This is a genomic window from Mycolicibacterium neoaurum (genome assembly GCF_036946495.1).
Classification (GTDB): domain Bacteria; phylum Actinomycetota; class Actinomycetes; order Mycobacteriales; family Mycobacteriaceae; genus Mycobacterium; species Mycobacterium neoaurum_B.
Window position 1 is genome coordinate 1,131,988 of sequence record NZ_JAQIIX010000002.1, and the last position, 15,894, is coordinate 1,147,881.

Here is a 15,894-nt window from a genome sequence, read left to right on the forward strand (position 1 = left end):
GACACTGCCGCCCCCTCACTGATCTCAGACGTGCGCAACCCGGTCGTCGACCGGCGCGAGTACATCGATCACATCGATCAACGTCGCTCGTGCGGTTGCGCGGGGACCCTCCCCTTCATCCACCAATGAGGCAACCACAGCTCCGTCCACCGCGCACACCAGAGCGGTGACGAGTTCGGTGCGCACCGCACGGCCCGACCGCTCGACGACTTCGACCACCGCATCGGTGCGCTGCCGCAGGATGCGGCGTTGGATATCGCGCAGTTCGGGTTGCCGCGCACACGCGATCAGACGTTCATAGCGCGAGATCAGCTGCTCGGGCACGCACACCCCGGGGGCGTCACCGACCAGCAGATCCACCAGCAGATCCGCCGTCGACTCCGCACCGCGCCTACGCCGTGACAGGCTGGCGACCTGGGCGCGGAGCTGCTCGGCCTCGCGCATCCCCACGTGCTCGACCGCCTTGGCGATCAAATCCTCCAACGAGGAGAAGTAGTAGGTGGTCGATGCCAGCGGCAATCCGGCCCGGGCGGCGACCGCACGATGCCGTACCGCGTCGATGCCACCCTCGCAGAGCAGATCGGCGGCGGCGCTGACCAGAGCGCCCCGCCGCCGCTCTCCCTTGGGGGTCACCGCCGCCGTCACGCATTGCATCGTGCCAGCGAAATCCCAGTTGCATGGGGTTTTTCGGCAATCATTACGGCGTTACACATGTATCGCCTCGGGACCAAGATCAAACGTCGATGGCAGGATGTCGCACATGCCTGCACCGAATCGCCGCGCCCTGTTACGGATGGGTTTGGGAGCTCTCGCCGGTTACGCCGTGGGATCGGCGACCGCACCCGTCGCACGCGCCCAACCGGCTCCGACATACCAGTCGGGATCGTTTCGCTCGGCTGCCCGCGGGGGGTTACAGACGAACTGGGCGATCGCCCGGCCGCCGGGCCAGACGGCGCCGCTGCGGCCGGTGATCGCGTTGCACGGCAAGGGCAGTGATGCCGCCACGGTGATGGCCGGCGGCGTCGAGCAGGGCCTTGCCGAGGCGGTGGCCGCGGGCCTGCCGCCGTTCGCGGTGGTCGCGGTCGACGGTGGCGGCGGATATTGGCACAAGCGGGCCTCCGGCGAGGATGCCGGGTCGATGGTGCTCGATGAGTTGCTGCCGATGCTCACCGACCAGGATCTGGACACGTCGCGCGTCGGGTTCATCGGCTGGTCGATGGGCGGCTATGGAGCGCTGCTGCTCGGCGCGCGACTGGGGCCCGCCCGCACCGCGGCCATCTGTGCGGTGAGTCCCGCGCTGTGGACCTCGCCGGGGGCGGCGGCACCGGGGGCCTTCGACGATGCCGCCGACTACGAGGCCAACAGCGTGTGGGGCCTTCCCGCGCTGGGCCAGATTCCGGTGCGGATCGACTGCGGAAACAGTGACCCGTTCGCGTCGGCGACGCGGGAGTTCATCGCCGGGCTGCCCACCCCGCCTGCCGGTGGATTCTCCCCGGGCGGCCACGACGGCGCGTTCTGGAGCCAGCAGTTGCCCGCCGAGATCTCTTGGCTGGCACCGCTGTTGGTCAGAGGCTGATCCGGCCCTCGGCCGCCGCGAGCCCGATATCGGTACGAAAGTGGCTGCCGGGCAACTTGATCGAGTCGATCAGCCCATATGCCTGCGCCCGCGCGGCGTCGAGATCGTCGCCGGTACCGACGACCGACAACACCCGCCCGCCGGCAGAGACCACGGCACCGTCCGCACGCCGGGCGGTACCGGCATGCAGCACTCCCGGCGCCTCCGCCCCGATGATGACGTCCCCGGTGCGGGGGCGGCCGGGATAGTTCTCGGCGGCGATCACCACCGTGACGGCCGCGCCATCCTTCCACCGCAACTCTCCGAAGGAGGCCAGCGTTCCGGTGGCTGCCGCGTGCAGCAGTCCGCCGAGCGGGGATTCCAACAGCGCGAGCACCGCCTGGGTCTCCGGATCCCCGAAGCGGCAGTTGAACTCCACCACCGACGGTCCCGCGGACGTGATCGCCAGACCGGCATAGAGCAGTCCGGAAAACGAACTGCCGCGCGAGACCATCTCGGCGGCAACCGGTTTGACGATCTCGTCGACGATGTGGGTGACCACCTCGGCAGGCAGCCACGGTAACGGGGTGTAGGCACCCATCCCGCCGGTGTTGGGGCCGCTGTCATTGTCACCGACGCGCTTGAAGTCCTGGGCCGGTAGCAGCGGCACGACGGTCTCGCCGTCGACGACACAGAACAGCGACACCTCGGGTCCATCCAGGAAGGATTCGAGCAGTACGGGGTGACCGGAATCCAGGAGCGCGGCGGCATGCGCCCGGGCGTCGTCCCGGTCGGTCGTGACGACCACGCCCTTGCCCGCGGCCAGCCCGTCGTCCTTGACCACCCAGGCCGCCTGGCCCGCGGGCGGACCGAACCGGTCCAGGGCCGCGTCCAGCTTGGCGGGGTTGTCGACGATCTCGCTCGTCGCGGTGCGCACACCGGCGGCGCTCATGACGTCTTTGGCGAACGCCTTGGACCCTTCGATGCGGGCGGCGTCCTTGGACGGCCCGAAGCAGACGATCCCGGCGTCGCGCAGCGCATCGGCGACGCCGAGCACCAGCGGGACCTCCGGACCCACCACGACCAGATCGGCGTCGACCTTGCGAGCCAGCGCCACCACGGCGGGGCCCGAGGTGATGTCGAGTTCGTACTGGTCGGCCAGGGCCGCGGTGCCGGCGTTGCCGGGCGCCACCCCCAACCAGTCGACCTGCGGGTCGCGCCGCAGCGCCAGCAGCAGGGCGTGTTCACGGGCTCCGGATCCGATGACGAGGACGCGCACGGGCGACAAGCCTATCCGCATCGCGACGATCCGCGTGCCCGGACCACGGCCATACACTTGACAGCGACATGTATGGTCGATGCAATGAGTGCGGTAGGTCACAGAAGCGAGGGCTGTCGATGACGACGATGGATGCGTGTCCGTTCGGTGCGGGGTACGACTTCACCGATCCGGAGGTGCTGTTGCAGGGACTCCCGGTCACCGAGTTCGCCTACCTGCGCAAGACCGCGCCGATCTGGTGGAACGCCCAGGGCGAGTCGATATTCGATGACGGCGGGTACTGGGTCATCAGCCGGCACGAGGATGTCAAGACCATCTCCCGCAACAGCGGCGACAGCTGGTCCACCAACGCCAAGGGCGCGGTCATGCGGCTCCCCGACGGCATCACCGCCGACCAACTCGACCTGACCAAGGCCCTGCTGATCAACCACGACACCCCGGAGCACACCCGGTTGCGCAAGCTGGTCTCGCGCCTGTTCACCCCACGCTCGGTGGCAGCGCTGGAGGAGAAGCTGGCGGTGGCGGCGCGCGAGATCGTGGCACGAGCCGCCGAGCGTGGCTCCGGCAATTTCGTCGATGACGTGGCGATGCCACTACCGCTGCAGGCCATCGCCGATCTGATCGGAGTGCCCGAAGAGGACCGGGCAAAGATCTTCCACTGGTCGAACTGCATCATGAACACCGACGACCCGGATTTCGACAGCGACCCGACCACCGCCAACGCGGAGCTGATGGGTTACGCCTACAACATGGCCGAACAACGACGCAAGTGCCCGGCCGATGACATCGTCACCCGCCTGGTCCAGGCCGATCTTGGTGACGAAGAGGGCATCACCGAGGTGGAGTTCGCGTTCTTCGTGATCCTGCTGGCCGTGGCGGGCAACGAGACCACCCGCAATGCGATGACTCACGGGATGAACGCGTTTCTCGAAAACCCGGACCAGTGGGAGCTTTTCAAGCGCGAGCGGCCCGATACCGCGATCGAGGAGATCATCCGCTGGGCCAGCCCGGTGCACTGCTTCCAGCGCACCGCGCTCCAGGACACCGAGGTCGGCGGGGTCACCATCAAACAAGGACAGCGGGTCGGGCTGTTCTACAGCTCGGCCAACTACGACGAATCCGTGTTCACCGACCCGTTCCGGTTCGACATCCTGCGCAACCCCAACCCGCATCTGGCCTTCGGCGGAAACGGCGCTCATTTCTGCATCGGGGCCAATCTGGCCCGCATGGAGATCAAGCTGATCTTCAACGAGATCGCCAACCAGATCCCCGACATCTCCAAACTGGCTGAGCCGCAGCGCCTTCGGTCCGGTTGGATCAACGGAGTGAAGGAACTGCAGGTTTCCTACTCCTGATCGCTACAATTCTGCGCGTGCGAACCCACGGGTGGTCGGGTGCGGCGCCGGCCAGTGACGAGGAGGCCGTCGCCCGTATCCTGGCGGCCGCGGGCCGGGCCATCGACGAGCGGGGCGCCGATTTTTCCATCGCCGATGTCGCCAGAACCCTCGGAGTCACCCGCCAGACTGTTTATCGCTATTTCCCGAGCACCGATGCACTGCTGATGCAGGCCGGTGTGGTGGCCGCGACCGATTTCCTGGAGCGGCTGGCCAACCATATCCGCGGCATCACCGATCCCGCCGCCGCCGCGACCGAGGCGATTGCGACGGCGCTGGAATGGCTGCCCAAGGACAAACACATCGGACTACTGTTGGCCCCTGAACGATCGCCTTCGCTCAGCGGATCGGTAACCTCAGATATCGGCCTGCAATTCGCCCAGTCGGTCGTCCGGCGCTTCGATGTCGACTGGGCCGCAGCAGGTTTCGCCGATGACGAAATCGACGAGCTCGCCGAGCACCTGCTGCGTATCATCCAGTCCTTCGTCGTCGACCCGGGACGGCCGCCACGCACCGGTGAGCAGTTACGCGCCTACCTGCGGCGCTGGGTCGCCCCGGCCCTGCGACCCTGACGCCCTGCGATTTGCGGAGTCTGCGCCGCACTCAGCGCGGGTGCGGCTCCACAAATCGCGGTCAGACCACGGTGAGCGGCAGCGACTGACGCTCCTCGAACACCCAGGACGCGCCGTGACTGAACTCGCACACCTCGACCTCGGGCAGTTTCTTGGCCGCCGTGTCAGTTTCGATCACCCGAACGGTCCAGTCCGATTCGGTGCCGGATACCTCGGCGCGCAGATGCGGGTCGACGGCGGTGGCGATGGCCTGCAGCGGGGCGTCGGCGACCGGTGCGATCAGGGAGATCCAGGCCCCGTCCTCGTACGCCGGGGATCGGCGCACATGCACGAAGCCCGGGTCGATATCGGCCGACACATAGGCGGCAGGGTTGAGCAGCGGGTGCAATTCCAGCACCCGCAGGGCGCCTGCGGTGTTCTTCGGCAGCTTGAGCGCCTTGTGGATGCGTTCGGCCGCTACGCCGGCGATGCCGATGAGCTGTTTGGTGCGGATCGACCGGGCCAGCTCCGTGTCCCCGCCCGCCCGTTTCTCCACCGCGATCTGGAACGACTTGACCAGCAGGTGCATCTGGAGGCACACCTCGTCGGCGATTCGCACCAACGCCGAATGGGAGAAGGCGGCGAAGTCGACGTCGGCGAGCAGCTCACCGGAATAGTCGCTCGCTCCGTCGTCATCGGGGTCGATCGGGTCCAGCTCACACGCGTGCGCGTGGGTCGCGGCGACGATGTCCATCTCGGGGATGAACGGGACCTCGGGGTAGGACTCGTCGATGATGACGGTCCAGCGGCAGTGCGGGTGCTGATCGGCGGGGGTGCGCGGCGGCCGGTGGATAGGCCGGACCTGCGCCTTGCGGTTGGTGGCCAGTGCGGTGGCATCGAAGGTCGGGTCCTCGATGTCGTGGCACATCCCCTTGACGTAATCGGGGCCCATCGGCTCGACGTCCAGCAGCGCCCCACAGTGATCGAGGTAGAACTCGCCGTGCCAACGGTCGTGCACGATATAGCGGAAATCCATGAACTGCGGCGGGGCACCGATATCGAGCTGCAGGCCCTTGAACAGGGTGTAGATGTCGACGCCCTCGTAGTTGAGCGCCTTCTGCATCCGCCGGGTGTAGAGCGGACTCGATGCCGCCCACTCCTCGATGGCGATCTGCAGCATCTCTTCACGACCGAAACTGCTGATACACCAGGCCATTCCGGAGCGATCGATCAACTGCCCGATCAGCAGCAGCTCGGGTACCAGGGTGGCCAGCTCGTCGCGCGAGAGCGCGGCATACCTACTGGTCATCGAGTGATTTCCCGGAATGCATCCGCAGCGCGGCATCGACATTGGCGCGCTTGTCCTCCGCGCCCTGGGCCTTCTCGGCCTTGCGACGCTGCCGCACCACCTTGCTCACGGCGCCGTCGAGCTTGGACCCGAGCGGGAATCCCAGGTAGTGCGTGATGAACACGGCCACCTCCTTGAGTTCCTCGGCGGTGAATTCCTCGTTGTGCAGGGCCGCGTTGATCTGGATCTCGGCCAGATCGGAGTTCCCCACCGCGGTCACCGACGCCAGGGTCAACAGCCGCTTGTCCCGCATCGACAGGCCGGGCCTGGTCCAGATGTCACCGAAGAGATGCTCGACGGTCAGGTCGAAATACGGATCACCCTGGATATCGGGCATCTCCCAGCCGTAGACCTCGTTCATCTTCTGCAGGCCCTGCTGCCGACGGTCGGTCATCCTCATTGCTCCTTCGTGTGTGGCACTCCGAGGCCGTCGGCCAGGTTCTGCAACGCCACCTGCGCCAACGGAAGTTCTACTCCCACAGCCTCACCGAGACCGAGCGCCAGCGAAAGGTCCTTCTCGCCGAGACCGCGGGTGTGGGTGAACATGTCGAACAGCCAGTGATCGGGCTCCAGCGATCCGGTGTCATCGCGCAGGATGATCGCGCCGGGCCCACCGCTCTGGGCGTCGCTGTGGCGTACCACCCGGCCCAGCTTCTGCAGGTCGATGCCCGACGCCTCGGCCAAGGCCATCGCCTCGCAGGAGGCGGCGAATCCGATGAAGGTCAACATGTTGCGCGCCAGCTTCATCCGGGTGCCCGCGCCGGGCTCACCGGCGCGCACGACCAGCGAGGCCCACTTCTTGAACACGGGTTTGACCGCGGTATAGGCCTCATCGGAGGCTCCGACCATCACGGCGAGCTCACCCTTGTCCGCTGCCCCGGCTCCCCCGCTGACCGGGGCGTCGACGACGTGAACCCCCTTGGCGGCCAGCCGTTCGGCCAGCTCGGGTGCGGTACCCGGTTCGATCGTGGAGTGGATGGCGATGACGGTGCCGGGCGCAGCGTGCTCACCCAGTTCGGTGACCACGTCGCGCACCTGGGCGTCGTTGAGCACCGTCACGCTGATGACATCGGCCTTGGCCACATCGGCGACACTGTCGGCAAGTTGCGCACCGAGCTCCGCCAACGGCGTCATCGCCTCGGTGCGGACGTCGAAGACGATCAGGCCGTCCGGCCAGTCGGCGAGCTTCTTGGCCATCGGCGCACCCTGGTTGCCCAGGCCGATATACCCGAGTTTCATGACCGGATGATCTGTCCGCCGTCGACGTTGAAGATCTGCCCGGTGATCCACTTGGCCTGATCGCTGAGCAGGAAGAGGCACATGCCCACCAGGTCGTCCGGCTGGCCCATCCGGGAGAGCGGGATGGCCTTGACGATATCGGCGACCATCTCCTGCGGGGTGGTGGTGCGGTTGGCCTCGGTGTCGATCGGTCCGGGCGCGATCGCGTTGATGCGGATGTTCTGGCCGCCGAGTTCCCTGGACAACTGCTGGGTCAGGCCGTTGACGCCCACCTTGGCCAGTCCGTAGAAGTTCGCGTACAGCCATGCCGCCGTAGAGGATTGGTTGACGATTGCGCCGCCGCCGCGTTTGGCCATCTTCTTGTACACCGCACGGGTGCACCACAGCGCACCGTCGAGGTTCACGCTCATGAACTTCTTGTAGTACTCGGGGTCCACGGTCACCAGGAAGTCGAGCTTCATGCCGCCGAAGATGGCGGCATTGTTGACCAGGTAGTCGATCCCGCCGAATTCCGAGAGCGTCTGCGCCGCCATATCCCTCGCCGATTCGGGATCGGACACGTCGACCCGCACCGCCAGCGCGTTGCCGCCCTCGCCCTTGATACCGTCGGCCACCTTCTGGGCGCCCTCGAGGTTGATATCGGCGACCACCACGGCCACGCCCTCGCGGGCCAGCGCCTCGGCATAGGCCTGGCCGATACCGCCGCCGGCGCCGGTGACGATACCGACCTTGTCCTTGAATTCCGGGTACATGTTCTTCCTCTCGGCCGAGTGGCCAGTTATTGCACGGTATGACCGTTATTGCGTGTCGTAAGTGGCCAGTCGACTCAGGTGGCGAGCGTGGCGATGAGCTTGGTCTCCAGATACTCCTCGAAACCGGCCACACCCATCTCGCGGCCGATCCCGGATTGCTTGTAACCGCCGAACGGGGCGTCCGCGGAGTACCAGACACCGCCGTTGACGTTGACGGTGCCGACCCGCAGCCGGGTGGCGACCGCCTGGGCGCGGGCGTCGTCACCGGAGAAGACGGTGCCTGAAAGCCCGTAGGGCGAATCGTTGGCGATGCGCACCGCGTCATCGTCACCGTCGTGGGCGATGACTGTCAGCACCGGGCCGAAGATCTCCTCGCGGGAAACCTTGGCCGAGTTGTCCAGTCCGGCAATGACGGTCGGCTCGATGAAGAAGCCGCGATCCAGGTCAGCGGGGCGACCTCCGCCACAGGCGAATCGGCCGCCCTCGGCGATCGCCGCATCCAGGTAGCCCTGGATGCGGTCGCGCTGACGCGCCGAGATCACCGGCCCGCAGACGGTGCGCTTGCTGTTCGGGTCTCCCGGTTTGATCCCACCCAACGTCGCGGCCGCCGCCTCCACGGCCTCGTCGTACTTCGCCCGCGGCACGACGAGGCGGGTCGTGATCGCGCAACCCTGTCCGGCGTGCATGGCCACGGTGAAGGCCGCCATCGAGCACGCGCCTGCCAGATCGGCGTCGTCGAGCACCACGAAGGCCGACTTTCCGCCGAGTTCCAAGAACACCTTCTTGATGGTGACCGCGGCATCGGTCATCACGGCACGCCCGGTGTTGGTCGAACCGGTGAACGACACCATGTCGACCCTGGGATCCTGGGACAGCAACGCCCCGACCCCGTGATCGTCGGAGGTCACGATGTTGATCACGCCGGCCGGGAAATCGGTGTGCTCGGTGATGATCTCGCCGAGTACCGCGGCCGCCCACGGGGTGTCCGGTGCCGGCTTGAGGATCAGCGTGTTACCGGCCGCCAGGGCGGGCCCGATCTTGGCCAGGTTGATCTGATGCGGGAAGTTCCACGGCGTGATGGCGCCGACGACGCCGACCGCCTCGCGGGCCACCACGCGGTTGGTCGGCATGCCTTGCGGCGTGGCATGCCCCAGATCGGTGCGCCACTGATAGCTCGCCGCCGTGTCGGCCGAGAACGCCAGATCGTCGATGGGACCTTCCAGTTGGGCACCGGCGGTCAACATCCGCGGCGCGCCCACCTCGGAGATCGTCAGCTCCCGCAGGTCCTCGATATTGGCCTGCAAGGCCTCGCGGAGCTGGCGCAGGCAGCGCACCCGCAGCTCGGTGTTCGTCGACCAATCGGTCTCGTCGAATGCGGTGCGGGCCGCCCCGATGGCCGCCCCCATATCGGATTCGTCGGCATTGGCGGCGACGCCGAGCACCTCCTCGGTAGCCGGATTGACCGTCTCGAAGGTCCCGCCACTCCCTTCGACGAGCTTGCCGTCGATGAGCAATCGGCTTTCGCGATCGGCCAGAATCGACATCCCACTCCTAGCTATTTCCTGGACAACTGTCCGGCAACATTTCACCGAACCATAGCCGTCCGGTCGCGACGGTGGCAAGACCGCCCACTCAAAGCGCACCGCGCTGGCCGCCATTTACGCCGCTGAACTGCTACTTTCAGAACAGAGCTTGCTCACTTGCCATCGCGTCGGATAACTTGGACATGTGTCCAGCGATTCGGTGGTGACCGTCACAGGCAACAAGAGCGACGGTCCGGCGGAAACGACGCGCAATCGCCGCCAGGAGGAGACCTTCCGCAAGGTCATGACCGCCGGGATGGAGATGCTGCGCGAGACCTCGTATGCCGACCTGACGGTGCGCGCGGTCGCCGCGCGGGCCAAGGTCGCCCCGGCAACGGCGTACACCTACTTCTCGTCGAAGAACCATCTGATCGCCGAGGTGTACCTCGACCTCGTCAAGCAGGTGCCCTACTTCACCGATGTCAACGACGCCATGAGCACCAGGGTCGACAAGGCCGTACGAGCCCTGACCCTGGTCGTCGCCGACGAGCCGGATCTCGCCGCCGCCTGCACGACCGCCCTGCTGAGCGGCAGCAGTGATCCGGCCGTCCGCACCGTCCGCGACCGCATCGGTACCGAGATCCACAAGCGCATCCGTTCGGCGGTCGGTCCCGACGCCGATCCCCGGATCGTCTCAGCCCTGGAGATGACGTTCTTCGGCGCGCTCGTCAACGCCGGCAGCGGCGCCTTCACCTACCACCAGATCGCCGATCGACTCACCTACGTCGTCGGCCTCATCCTCGGAGAGGATCAATGACCATGAGCCTGGGCGCCGCCAGATGAGCTCTCCCACCGTCGATCTGATACTCGACCCCTACAGCTACGACTTCCACGAAGATCCGTACCCGTATTACAAGCGGCTGCGTGACGAGGCCCCGATCTACCACAACGAAGAGCTCAAGTTCTGGGCGTTGTCACGCCATCAGGATGTGGTCGCGGGGTTCCGCAACAGCGTTGCGCTGTCCAACAAGCACGGCGTCTCACTGGACCCGATCTCCCGAAACGACGAAGCCCATCGGGTCATGTCATTCCTGGCGCTCGACGACCCCGGCCATCTGCGACTGCGCACGCTGGTGTCGAAGGGGTTCACCCCGCGCCGCATCCGTGAGCTCGAGGGTCGGGTCACCGAGATCGCCCACCAGCACCTCGATACCGCGCTGCAGGCCGATCATCTCGACTTTGTCGACGATTTCGCCGGCAAGCTGCCGATGGACGTCATCTCGGAGTTGATGGGCGTTCCGGACTCCGACCGGGTCCGCATCCGAGCCCAGGCCGACGCGGTGATGCACCGCGAGGATGGGGTTGCCGACGTTCCCGATTCGGCCATCGCCGCCTCCGGCGAGCTCTTGATGTACTACGCGGACATGGTCAAGCAGCGCCGAAAGCGGCCCTCCGACGACCTGACCTCGGCCTTGGTCGAGGCGGAGATCGACGGCGACCGGCTCACCGACGACGAGATCATGGCCTTCCTGTTCCTGATGGTCGTCGCCGGCAACGAGACCACCACCAAACTGCTTGCCAATGCCGCCTATTGGGGACACAAGAATCCGGGGCAGCTTGCACCGGTCTTCGACAACCATGACCTGGTGACGCCCTGGGTCGAGGAGACGCTGCGTTATGACGCATCCAGCCAGATCCTCGCCCGTGCGGTCGTCGATGACCTCACGTTCTACGACACCACCGTCCCGGCCGGTGATGTGCTGGTATTGCTGATCGGTTCGGCCAATCGCGACGAGCGGGTCTTCGAGAATCCCGATGAGTACCGCATCGACCGCGAAATCGGTTCCAAGACAGTGAGTTTCGGAAGTGGCGCGCACTTCTGCCTCGGGGCCCACCTGGCGCGCATGGAGGCCAGGGTGGCGTTGACCGAGTTGTTCAAACGAATCCGCGGTTACGAGGTCGACGAGGACAACGCCGTCCGCGTCCACTCCAGCAGTGTGCGCGGGTTCGCCCACCTCCCGATGACCGTCACCCTCCGTTGAGTGGCTTGAAAGGTTCCTGACGTAGATGCCCAGATTCGATCCCCTGCCCGAACGTCGACCGACGCTGGTGGCCGGTGCTTCCTCCGGTATCGGTGAAGCCACTGCGATCCGGCTCGCCCGCAACGGTTTTCCCGTCGCACTCGGCGCCCGCCGGGTGGAAAAGCTGGACGAGATCGTCGGCAAGATCCGCGCCGACGGCGGCGAGGCCATCGCGGTGCACCTCGACGTGACAGATCCGGACTCGGTGAAGGCGGCCGTCGAGCAGACGACCACCGAACTCGGCGAAATCGAAGTCCTGGTCGCCGGAGCCGGTGACACCTACTTCGGCAAGCTCGAGTCGATCAGCACCGAGGAGTTCGACTCCCAGGTGCAGATCCACCTCATCGGTGCCAACCGCATCGCCTCGGCCGTCCTGCCAGGGATGATCGAACGCCGGCGAGGGGACCTGATCTTCGTCGGCTCCGACGTCTCGCTGCGGCAGCGTCCGCACATGGGTGCCTACGGCGCGGCCAAGGCCGCTCTGGTGGCGATGGTGAACAACTACCAGATGGAGCTCGAAGGCACCGGCGTGCGCGCCTCCATCGTTCACCCTGGGCCGACCAAGACATCCATGGGCTGGAGTCTGCCCGCCGAGCTGATCGGACCGGCCCTCGAGGACTGGGCCAAGTGGGGCCAGGCCAGGCATGACTACTTCCTGCGCGCGGATGACCTCGCGCGGGCCATCACGTTCGTCGCCGAGACGCCGCGCGGCGGCTTCGTCGCCAACATGGAGCTGCAGCCAGAGGCTCCGCTCGCCGATACCAAGGACCGCCAGAAGCTCGCCCTCGGCGAAGAAGGGATGCCGCAGAATGGCTGATCTGAAGGAAGTAGAACGTGTTTCAGGTGGCGAGGAAGAGCACGGCCACCTCGAGGAGTTCCGTACCGATCCGATCGGCCTGATGTGGCGCATCCGGAACGAGTGCGGGGACGCCGGGTGGTTCCAGCTCGCCGACAAGCAGGTGGTGCTGCTGTCCGGAGCCGAGGCGAACGAGTTCTTCTTCCGCTCCACCGACAGTGAGCTCAACCAGGCCGAGGCGTACCCGTTCATGACGCCGATCTTCGGTGAGGGTGTGGTGTTCGACGCGGATCCGGAACGCCGCGCCGAGATGCTGCACAACACCGCACTGCGTGGTGAGCAGATGAAGGGCCACGCGGCGACCATCGAGAACGAAGTCCGCCGGATGACGGAGAACTGGGGCGAATCCGGTGAGATCGATCTGCTGGAGTTCTTCGCCGAACTGACCATCTACACCTCGACGGCATGCCTGATCGGGCTGAAGTTCCGCAATCAGCTGGACTCCCGGTTCGCCAATTACTACCACCTACTCGAACGCGGAACCGACCCGCTGTGTTACGTCGACCCCTATCTTCCGATCGAGAGCTTCCGCATCCGTGACGAGGCCCGGGCCAGCCTCGTCGAGTTGGTGCAGGAGGTGATGGACGAGCGAATTGCCAACCCGCCCAGCGACAAGAATGATCGTGATCTGCTCGACGTGCTGGTCTCGATCAAGGATGAGGACGGTAACGCACGGTTCACCGCCAATGAGGTCACCGGCATGTTCATCTCGCTGATGTTCGCCGGACATCACACCAGCTCAGGCACCTCCTCGTGGACGCTGATCGAGCTGCTGCGCAACCCGGAGTTCTACGCCAAAGTGCAAAACGAACTCGACGAGCTGTACTCCGACGGCCAGGAGGTCAGTTTCCATGCGCTGCGCCAGATCCCGAACCTCGACAACGCCCTCAAGGAGACGTTGCGCCTGCATCCGCCGCTGATCATCCTGATGCGGGTGGCCCAGGACGAATTCGAGGTCGGCGGCCACCCGATCCACAAGGGCCAGATGGTGGCCGCCTCGCCGGCGATCTCCAACCGGATCCCCGAGGACTTCCCCGACCCGGACGCTTTCGATCCCGATCGCTACAACAAACCGCGCCAGGAAGATCTGATCAACAGGTGGACCTGGATCCCATTCGGCGCGGGCCGCCATCGCTGCGTCGGCGCGGCGTTCGCCCAGATGCAGATCAAGGCCATCTTCTCGGTATTGTTGCGCGACTACGAGTTCGAGATGGCTCAGCCGGCCGAGAGCTACCGCAATGACCACTCCAAGATGGTGGTTCAGCTGGCCCGCCCGGCAAAGGTCCGCTACCGCAGGCGCATCAAGGGCTGAGCGGAGATCCACGAGATGGGTTGCTATCGAATAGAACTCGACGAGGACCTGTGCCAGGGGCACGCCATGTGCGAACTGGAGGCACCGGATGTGTTCAAGGTGCCCAAGCGCGGAGTCGTCGAGATCATCGACCATGAACCACCCGACGAGCTCCGCGATGCCGTGGAACTCGCCGTCGACATGTGCCCCACCCGCGCTCTATCGATAATCGAAAAAAACTGAAAGGCAGAGACAATGGCGTCAAGGGAAGCTCTCGAAGACTGGGTACAGCGCTGGCTGAAGGCCAACCGCGATGCCGAGGCCGCCGGTGACTGGAAGCCGTTGGCGGACTTCTACACCGAGGACGCGACGTACGGCTGGAACATCGGTCCCAAAGAAGACGTCATGTGCCTCAACCGGGACGAGATCCGCGATGTCGCACTGGGACTGGAGATGGAGGGTCTGGAGAACTGGGCCTACGAGTACCAGAAGACCCTCATCGACGAGAAGCAGAACGAGATCGTCGGCTTCTGGAAGCAGATCGCCCATAAGAGCGACGGCACCAAGGACGAGATCTACGGTATCGGCGGCAGCTGGTTCCGGCTGAATGACGATCTGCTGATCGAGTGGCAGCGCGACTTCTTCGACTTCGGACATGTCCAGAAGGCGTTCATGAAGCTGATCTCCTCCGGTGACCTGACCCCGACCATGCAGAAGCGGATCGAGCGGTCGCTTGCCGGCGAGAAGCTTCCGGGTTATTACCCGCTCGGAGAGGCACCCGTACCCCTCTGGTGACCACCCGGCCAAGCAGTTGCTTGGGGGTGGGTGTGACGTACCTAACTACTGCCTCTAGTCTGATGGGCACCGGTTCTAGTGGAAGGCATATGCGCATGAAGACAAAAGGCGCTCTCATCTACGAGTTCAACCAGCCGTGGTCGATCGAGGAGATCGAGATCGGCGACCCCGTCAAGGACGAGGTCAAGATCCAGATGGAAGCCTCGGGCATGTGCCATTCCGATCACCACCTGGTGACCGGTGACATCCCGATGGCCGGTTTCCCGGTGCTGGGTGGGCACGAGGGTGCCGGCGTGGTGACCGAGGTGGGCCCGGGAGTCGAGCACATCGCCCCCGGTGACCACGTGGTGCTGTCGTTCATCCCGTCCTGCGGTGAATGTCCGGCATGCCAGGAGGGGCTGCGCAACCTGTGCGATCTGGGCGCCGGACTGCTCGCCGGCACGGCCGTCTCCGACGGCACCCACCGGATCCACTCCGTCAAGACGGGCGAGCCGGTCATCCCGATGACCCTGCTGGGCACCTTCAGCCCGTACATGGTGGTGCACAAGAGCTCGGTGGTGAAGATCGACCCGAGCATCCCGTTCGAGGTGGCCTGCCTGGTCGGTTGCGGTGTGACCACCGGCTACGGCTCGGCCGTCCGCAGCGGCGACGTGCGTCCCGGTGACGATGTCGTGATCGTGGGCGTCGGCGGTGTCGGGACCGGCGCCCTGCAAGGCGCACTGAATGCCGGCGCGCGCAACATCTTCGCCGTCGACCCGGTCGAGTTCAAGCGCGACAACGCGCTGAAATTCGGTGCCACCCATGCCTACCCGGACATCTTCAGCGCCATGGCCGGTGTCGCCGAGGTGACCCAGGGCCGGATGGCGCACAAGACCATCGTCACCGTCGGTGAGCTCAAGGGCGAGGACATCGACCACTACATGAACATCACCGCCAAGGGCGGCACCGTGGTGGCCACGGCGGTGGCGAACATGGCCGAGAACGACGTCAAGCTCAACCTGTCCATGCTGACCCTGTTGCAGAAGCGTCTGCAGGGCACCATCTTCGGCGGCGGCAATCCCCATCACGACATTCCGCAGCTGCTGTCGATGTACAAGGCAGGCCGGCTCAATCTCGACGACATGGTGACCCGGCAGTACCGGCTCGAGCAGATCAACGACGGCTACGCCGACATGCTGGAGGGCCGCAACATCCGCGGGGTCATCCGCTACACCGACGCCGACCGGTAGG

The 15,894-nt window shown here is 65.6% G+C and carries 17 protein-coding genes; 10 read left to right on the top strand and 7 right to left on the bottom strand.

The annotated features are described in order from the left end of the window. Positions 1-24: 24 nt before the first annotated feature. A complete protein-coding gene (locus PGN27_RS10820; protein WP_335326118.1) occupies positions 25-654 on the bottom strand; it encodes a TetR/AcrR family transcriptional regulator in 630 nt (209 codons plus the stop codon). 97 nt (positions 655-751) lie between these two features. Between PGN27_RS10820 and PGN27_RS10825 the strand changes: the two genes are divergently transcribed. Next, positions 752-1,576 (top strand): alpha/beta hydrolase, encoded by an 825-nt coding sequence (locus PGN27_RS10825; protein ID WP_335326119.1) that lies wholly within the window; start codon positions 752-754, stop codon positions 1,574-1,576. On the opposite strand, the gene purD is transcribed toward PGN27_RS10825, so the two are convergent. Then, positions 1,566-2,834, bottom strand: a complete 1,269-nt coding sequence (gene purD, locus PGN27_RS10830) for a phosphoribosylamine--glycine ligase (RefSeq protein WP_335326120.1) — start codon at positions 2,832-2,834, stop codon at positions 1,566-1,568. The two genes, PGN27_RS10825 and purD, sit on opposite strands and share 11 nt — an antisense overlap. 119 nt (positions 2,835-2,953) lie before the next feature. Between purD and PGN27_RS10835 the strand changes: the two genes are divergently transcribed. Together PGN27_RS10835 and PGN27_RS10840 are read left to right on the top strand one after the other, a co-directional pair. After that, positions 2,954-4,189 (top strand): cytochrome P450, encoded by a 1,236-nt coding sequence (locus PGN27_RS10835; protein ID WP_335326121.1) that lies wholly within the window; start codon positions 2,954-2,956, stop codon positions 4,187-4,189. Between the two features lie 17 nt (positions 4,190-4,206). Then, positions 4,207-4,800, top strand: a complete 594-nt coding sequence (locus PGN27_RS10840; RefSeq protein WP_335326122.1) for a TetR/AcrR family transcriptional regulator — start codon at positions 4,207-4,209, stop codon at positions 4,798-4,800. 61 nt (positions 4,801-4,861) lie between these two features. On the opposite strand, the gene PGN27_RS10845 is transcribed toward PGN27_RS10840, so the two are convergent. From PGN27_RS10845 to PGN27_RS10865, 5 genes are all read right to left on the bottom strand, one after another. After that, the gene (locus PGN27_RS10845; RefSeq protein WP_335326123.1) at positions 4,862-6,088 is read right to left on the bottom strand and encodes a hypothetical protein; all 1,227 of its coding nucleotides are present in this window, start codon (positions 6,086-6,088) and stop codon (positions 4,862-4,864) included. Beyond that, positions 6,078-6,521, bottom strand: a complete 444-nt coding sequence (locus PGN27_RS10850; protein ID WP_335326124.1) for a carboxymuconolactone decarboxylase family protein — start codon at positions 6,519-6,521, stop codon at positions 6,078-6,080. Before PGN27_RS10850 ends, PGN27_RS10845 begins: the two co-directional genes overlap by 11 nt. A gap of 2 nt (positions 6,522-6,523) precedes the next feature. Then, entirely contained in the window at positions 6,524-7,366 is an 843-nt protein-coding gene (locus PGN27_RS10855; RefSeq protein ID WP_335326125.1) for an NAD(P)-dependent oxidoreductase, read from the bottom strand. Beyond that, positions 7,363-8,118 carry an SDR family oxidoreductase gene (locus PGN27_RS10860; RefSeq protein ID WP_335326126.1) on the bottom strand — a complete coding sequence of 252 codons (756 nt, stop codon included), beginning with the start codon at positions 8,116-8,118 and terminating at the stop codon, positions 7,363-7,365. Before PGN27_RS10860 ends, PGN27_RS10855 begins: the two co-directional genes overlap by 4 nt. Positions 8,119-8,192: 74 nt before the next feature. Next, a complete protein-coding gene (locus PGN27_RS10865) occupies positions 8,193-9,662 on the bottom strand; it encodes an aldehyde dehydrogenase (RefSeq protein ID WP_335326127.1) in 1,470 nt (489 codons plus the stop codon). A 184-nt stretch (positions 9,663-9,846) separates the two neighbouring features. Here PGN27_RS10865 and PGN27_RS10870 point away from each other — a divergent pair, with 184 nt between their 5' ends. The 7 genes from PGN27_RS10870 (at position 9,847) to PGN27_RS10900 (ending at position 15,893) form a co-directional block, all read left to right on the top strand. Continuing rightward, positions 9,847-10,458 carry a TetR family transcriptional regulator gene (locus PGN27_RS10870; protein ID WP_335326128.1) on the top strand — a complete coding sequence of 204 codons (612 nt, stop codon included), beginning with the start codon at positions 9,847-9,849 and terminating at the stop codon, positions 10,456-10,458. A 22-nt stretch (positions 10,459-10,480) separates the two neighbouring features. Continuing rightward, positions 10,481-11,683 carry a cytochrome P450 gene (locus PGN27_RS10875; RefSeq protein WP_213448885.1) on the top strand — a complete coding sequence of 401 codons (1,203 nt, stop codon included), beginning with the start codon at positions 10,481-10,483 and terminating at the stop codon, positions 11,681-11,683. A 25-nt stretch (positions 11,684-11,708) separates the two neighbouring features. Continuing rightward, the gene (locus PGN27_RS10880) at positions 11,709-12,539 is read left to right on the top strand and encodes an SDR family oxidoreductase (protein ID WP_335326129.1); all 831 of its coding nucleotides are present in this window, start codon (positions 11,709-11,711) and stop codon (positions 12,537-12,539) included. Then, positions 12,532-13,890 (top strand): lanosterol 14-alpha demethylase, encoded by a 1,359-nt coding sequence (locus PGN27_RS10885; protein WP_335326130.1) that lies wholly within the window; start codon positions 12,532-12,534, stop codon positions 13,888-13,890. The genes PGN27_RS10880 and PGN27_RS10885 overlap by 8 nt, the downstream gene beginning before the upstream one ends. Before the next feature lie 15 nt (positions 13,891-13,905). Continuing rightward, positions 13,906-14,112, top strand: a complete 207-nt coding sequence (locus PGN27_RS10890) for a ferredoxin (protein ID WP_335326131.1) — start codon at positions 13,906-13,908, stop codon at positions 14,110-14,112. A gap of 12 nt (positions 14,113-14,124) precedes the next feature. Further along, positions 14,125-14,664 carry a nuclear transport factor 2-like protein gene (locus tag PGN27_RS10895; RefSeq protein WP_335326132.1) on the top strand — a complete coding sequence of 180 codons (540 nt, stop codon included), beginning with the start codon at positions 14,125-14,127 and terminating at the stop codon, positions 14,662-14,664. A 95-nt stretch (positions 14,665-14,759) separates the two neighbouring features. Continuing rightward, on the top strand, positions 14,760-15,893 hold the full coding sequence (locus tag PGN27_RS10900) for an NDMA-dependent alcohol dehydrogenase (protein ID WP_023986301.1): 1,134 nt from the start codon (positions 14,760-14,762) through the stop codon (positions 15,891-15,893). Position 15,894 lies beyond the last annotated feature (1 nt).

Bases quoted from the DNA above. Each gene is read 5' to 3' on its own strand.
- PGN27_RS10820 (WP_335326118.1), bottom strand. From the start codon at position 654: ATGCAATGCGTGACGGCGGCGGTGACCCCCAAGGGAGAGCGGCGGCGG.
- PGN27_RS10825 (WP_335326119.1), top strand. From the start codon at position 752: ATGTCGCACATGCCTGCACCGAATCGCCGCGCCCTGTTACGGATGGGT.
- PGN27_RS10835 (WP_335326121.1), top strand. From the start codon at position 2,954: ATGACGACGATGGATGCGTGTCCGTTCGGTGCGGGGTACGACTTCACC.
- PGN27_RS10845 (WP_335326123.1), bottom strand. From the start codon at position 6,088: ATGACCAGTAGGTATGCCGCGCTCTCGCGCGACGAGCTGGCCACCCTG.
- PGN27_RS10850 (WP_335326124.1), bottom strand. From the start codon at position 6,521: ATGACCGACCGTCGGCAGCAGGGCCTGCAGAAGATGAACGAGGTCTAC.
- PGN27_RS10855 (WP_335326125.1), bottom strand. From the start codon at position 7,366: ATGAAACTCGGGTATATCGGCCTGGGCAACCAGGGTGCGCCGATGGCC.
- PGN27_RS10860 (WP_335326126.1), bottom strand. From the start codon at position 8,118: ATGTACCCGGAATTCAAGGACAAGGTCGGTATCGTCACCGGCGCCGGC.
- PGN27_RS10865 (WP_335326127.1), bottom strand. From the start codon at position 9,662: ATGTCGATTCTGGCCGATCGCGAAAGCCGATTGCTCATCGACGGCAAG.
- PGN27_RS10875 (WP_213448885.1), top strand. From the start codon at position 10,481: ATGAGCTCTCCCACCGTCGATCTGATACTCGACCCCTACAGCTACGAC.
- PGN27_RS10880 (WP_335326129.1), top strand. From the start codon at position 11,709: ATGCCCAGATTCGATCCCCTGCCCGAACGTCGACCGACGCTGGTGGCC.
- PGN27_RS10885 (WP_335326130.1), top strand. From the start codon at position 12,532: ATGGCTGATCTGAAGGAAGTAGAACGTGTTTCAGGTGGCGAGGAAGAG.
- PGN27_RS10890 (WP_335326131.1), top strand. From the start codon at position 13,906: ATGGGTTGCTATCGAATAGAACTCGACGAGGACCTGTGCCAGGGGCAC.
- PGN27_RS10895 (WP_335326132.1), top strand. From the start codon at position 14,125: ATGGCGTCAAGGGAAGCTCTCGAAGACTGGGTACAGCGCTGGCTGAAG.
- PGN27_RS10900 (WP_023986301.1), top strand. From the start codon at position 14,760: ATGAAGACAAAAGGCGCTCTCATCTACGAGTTCAACCAGCCGTGGTCG.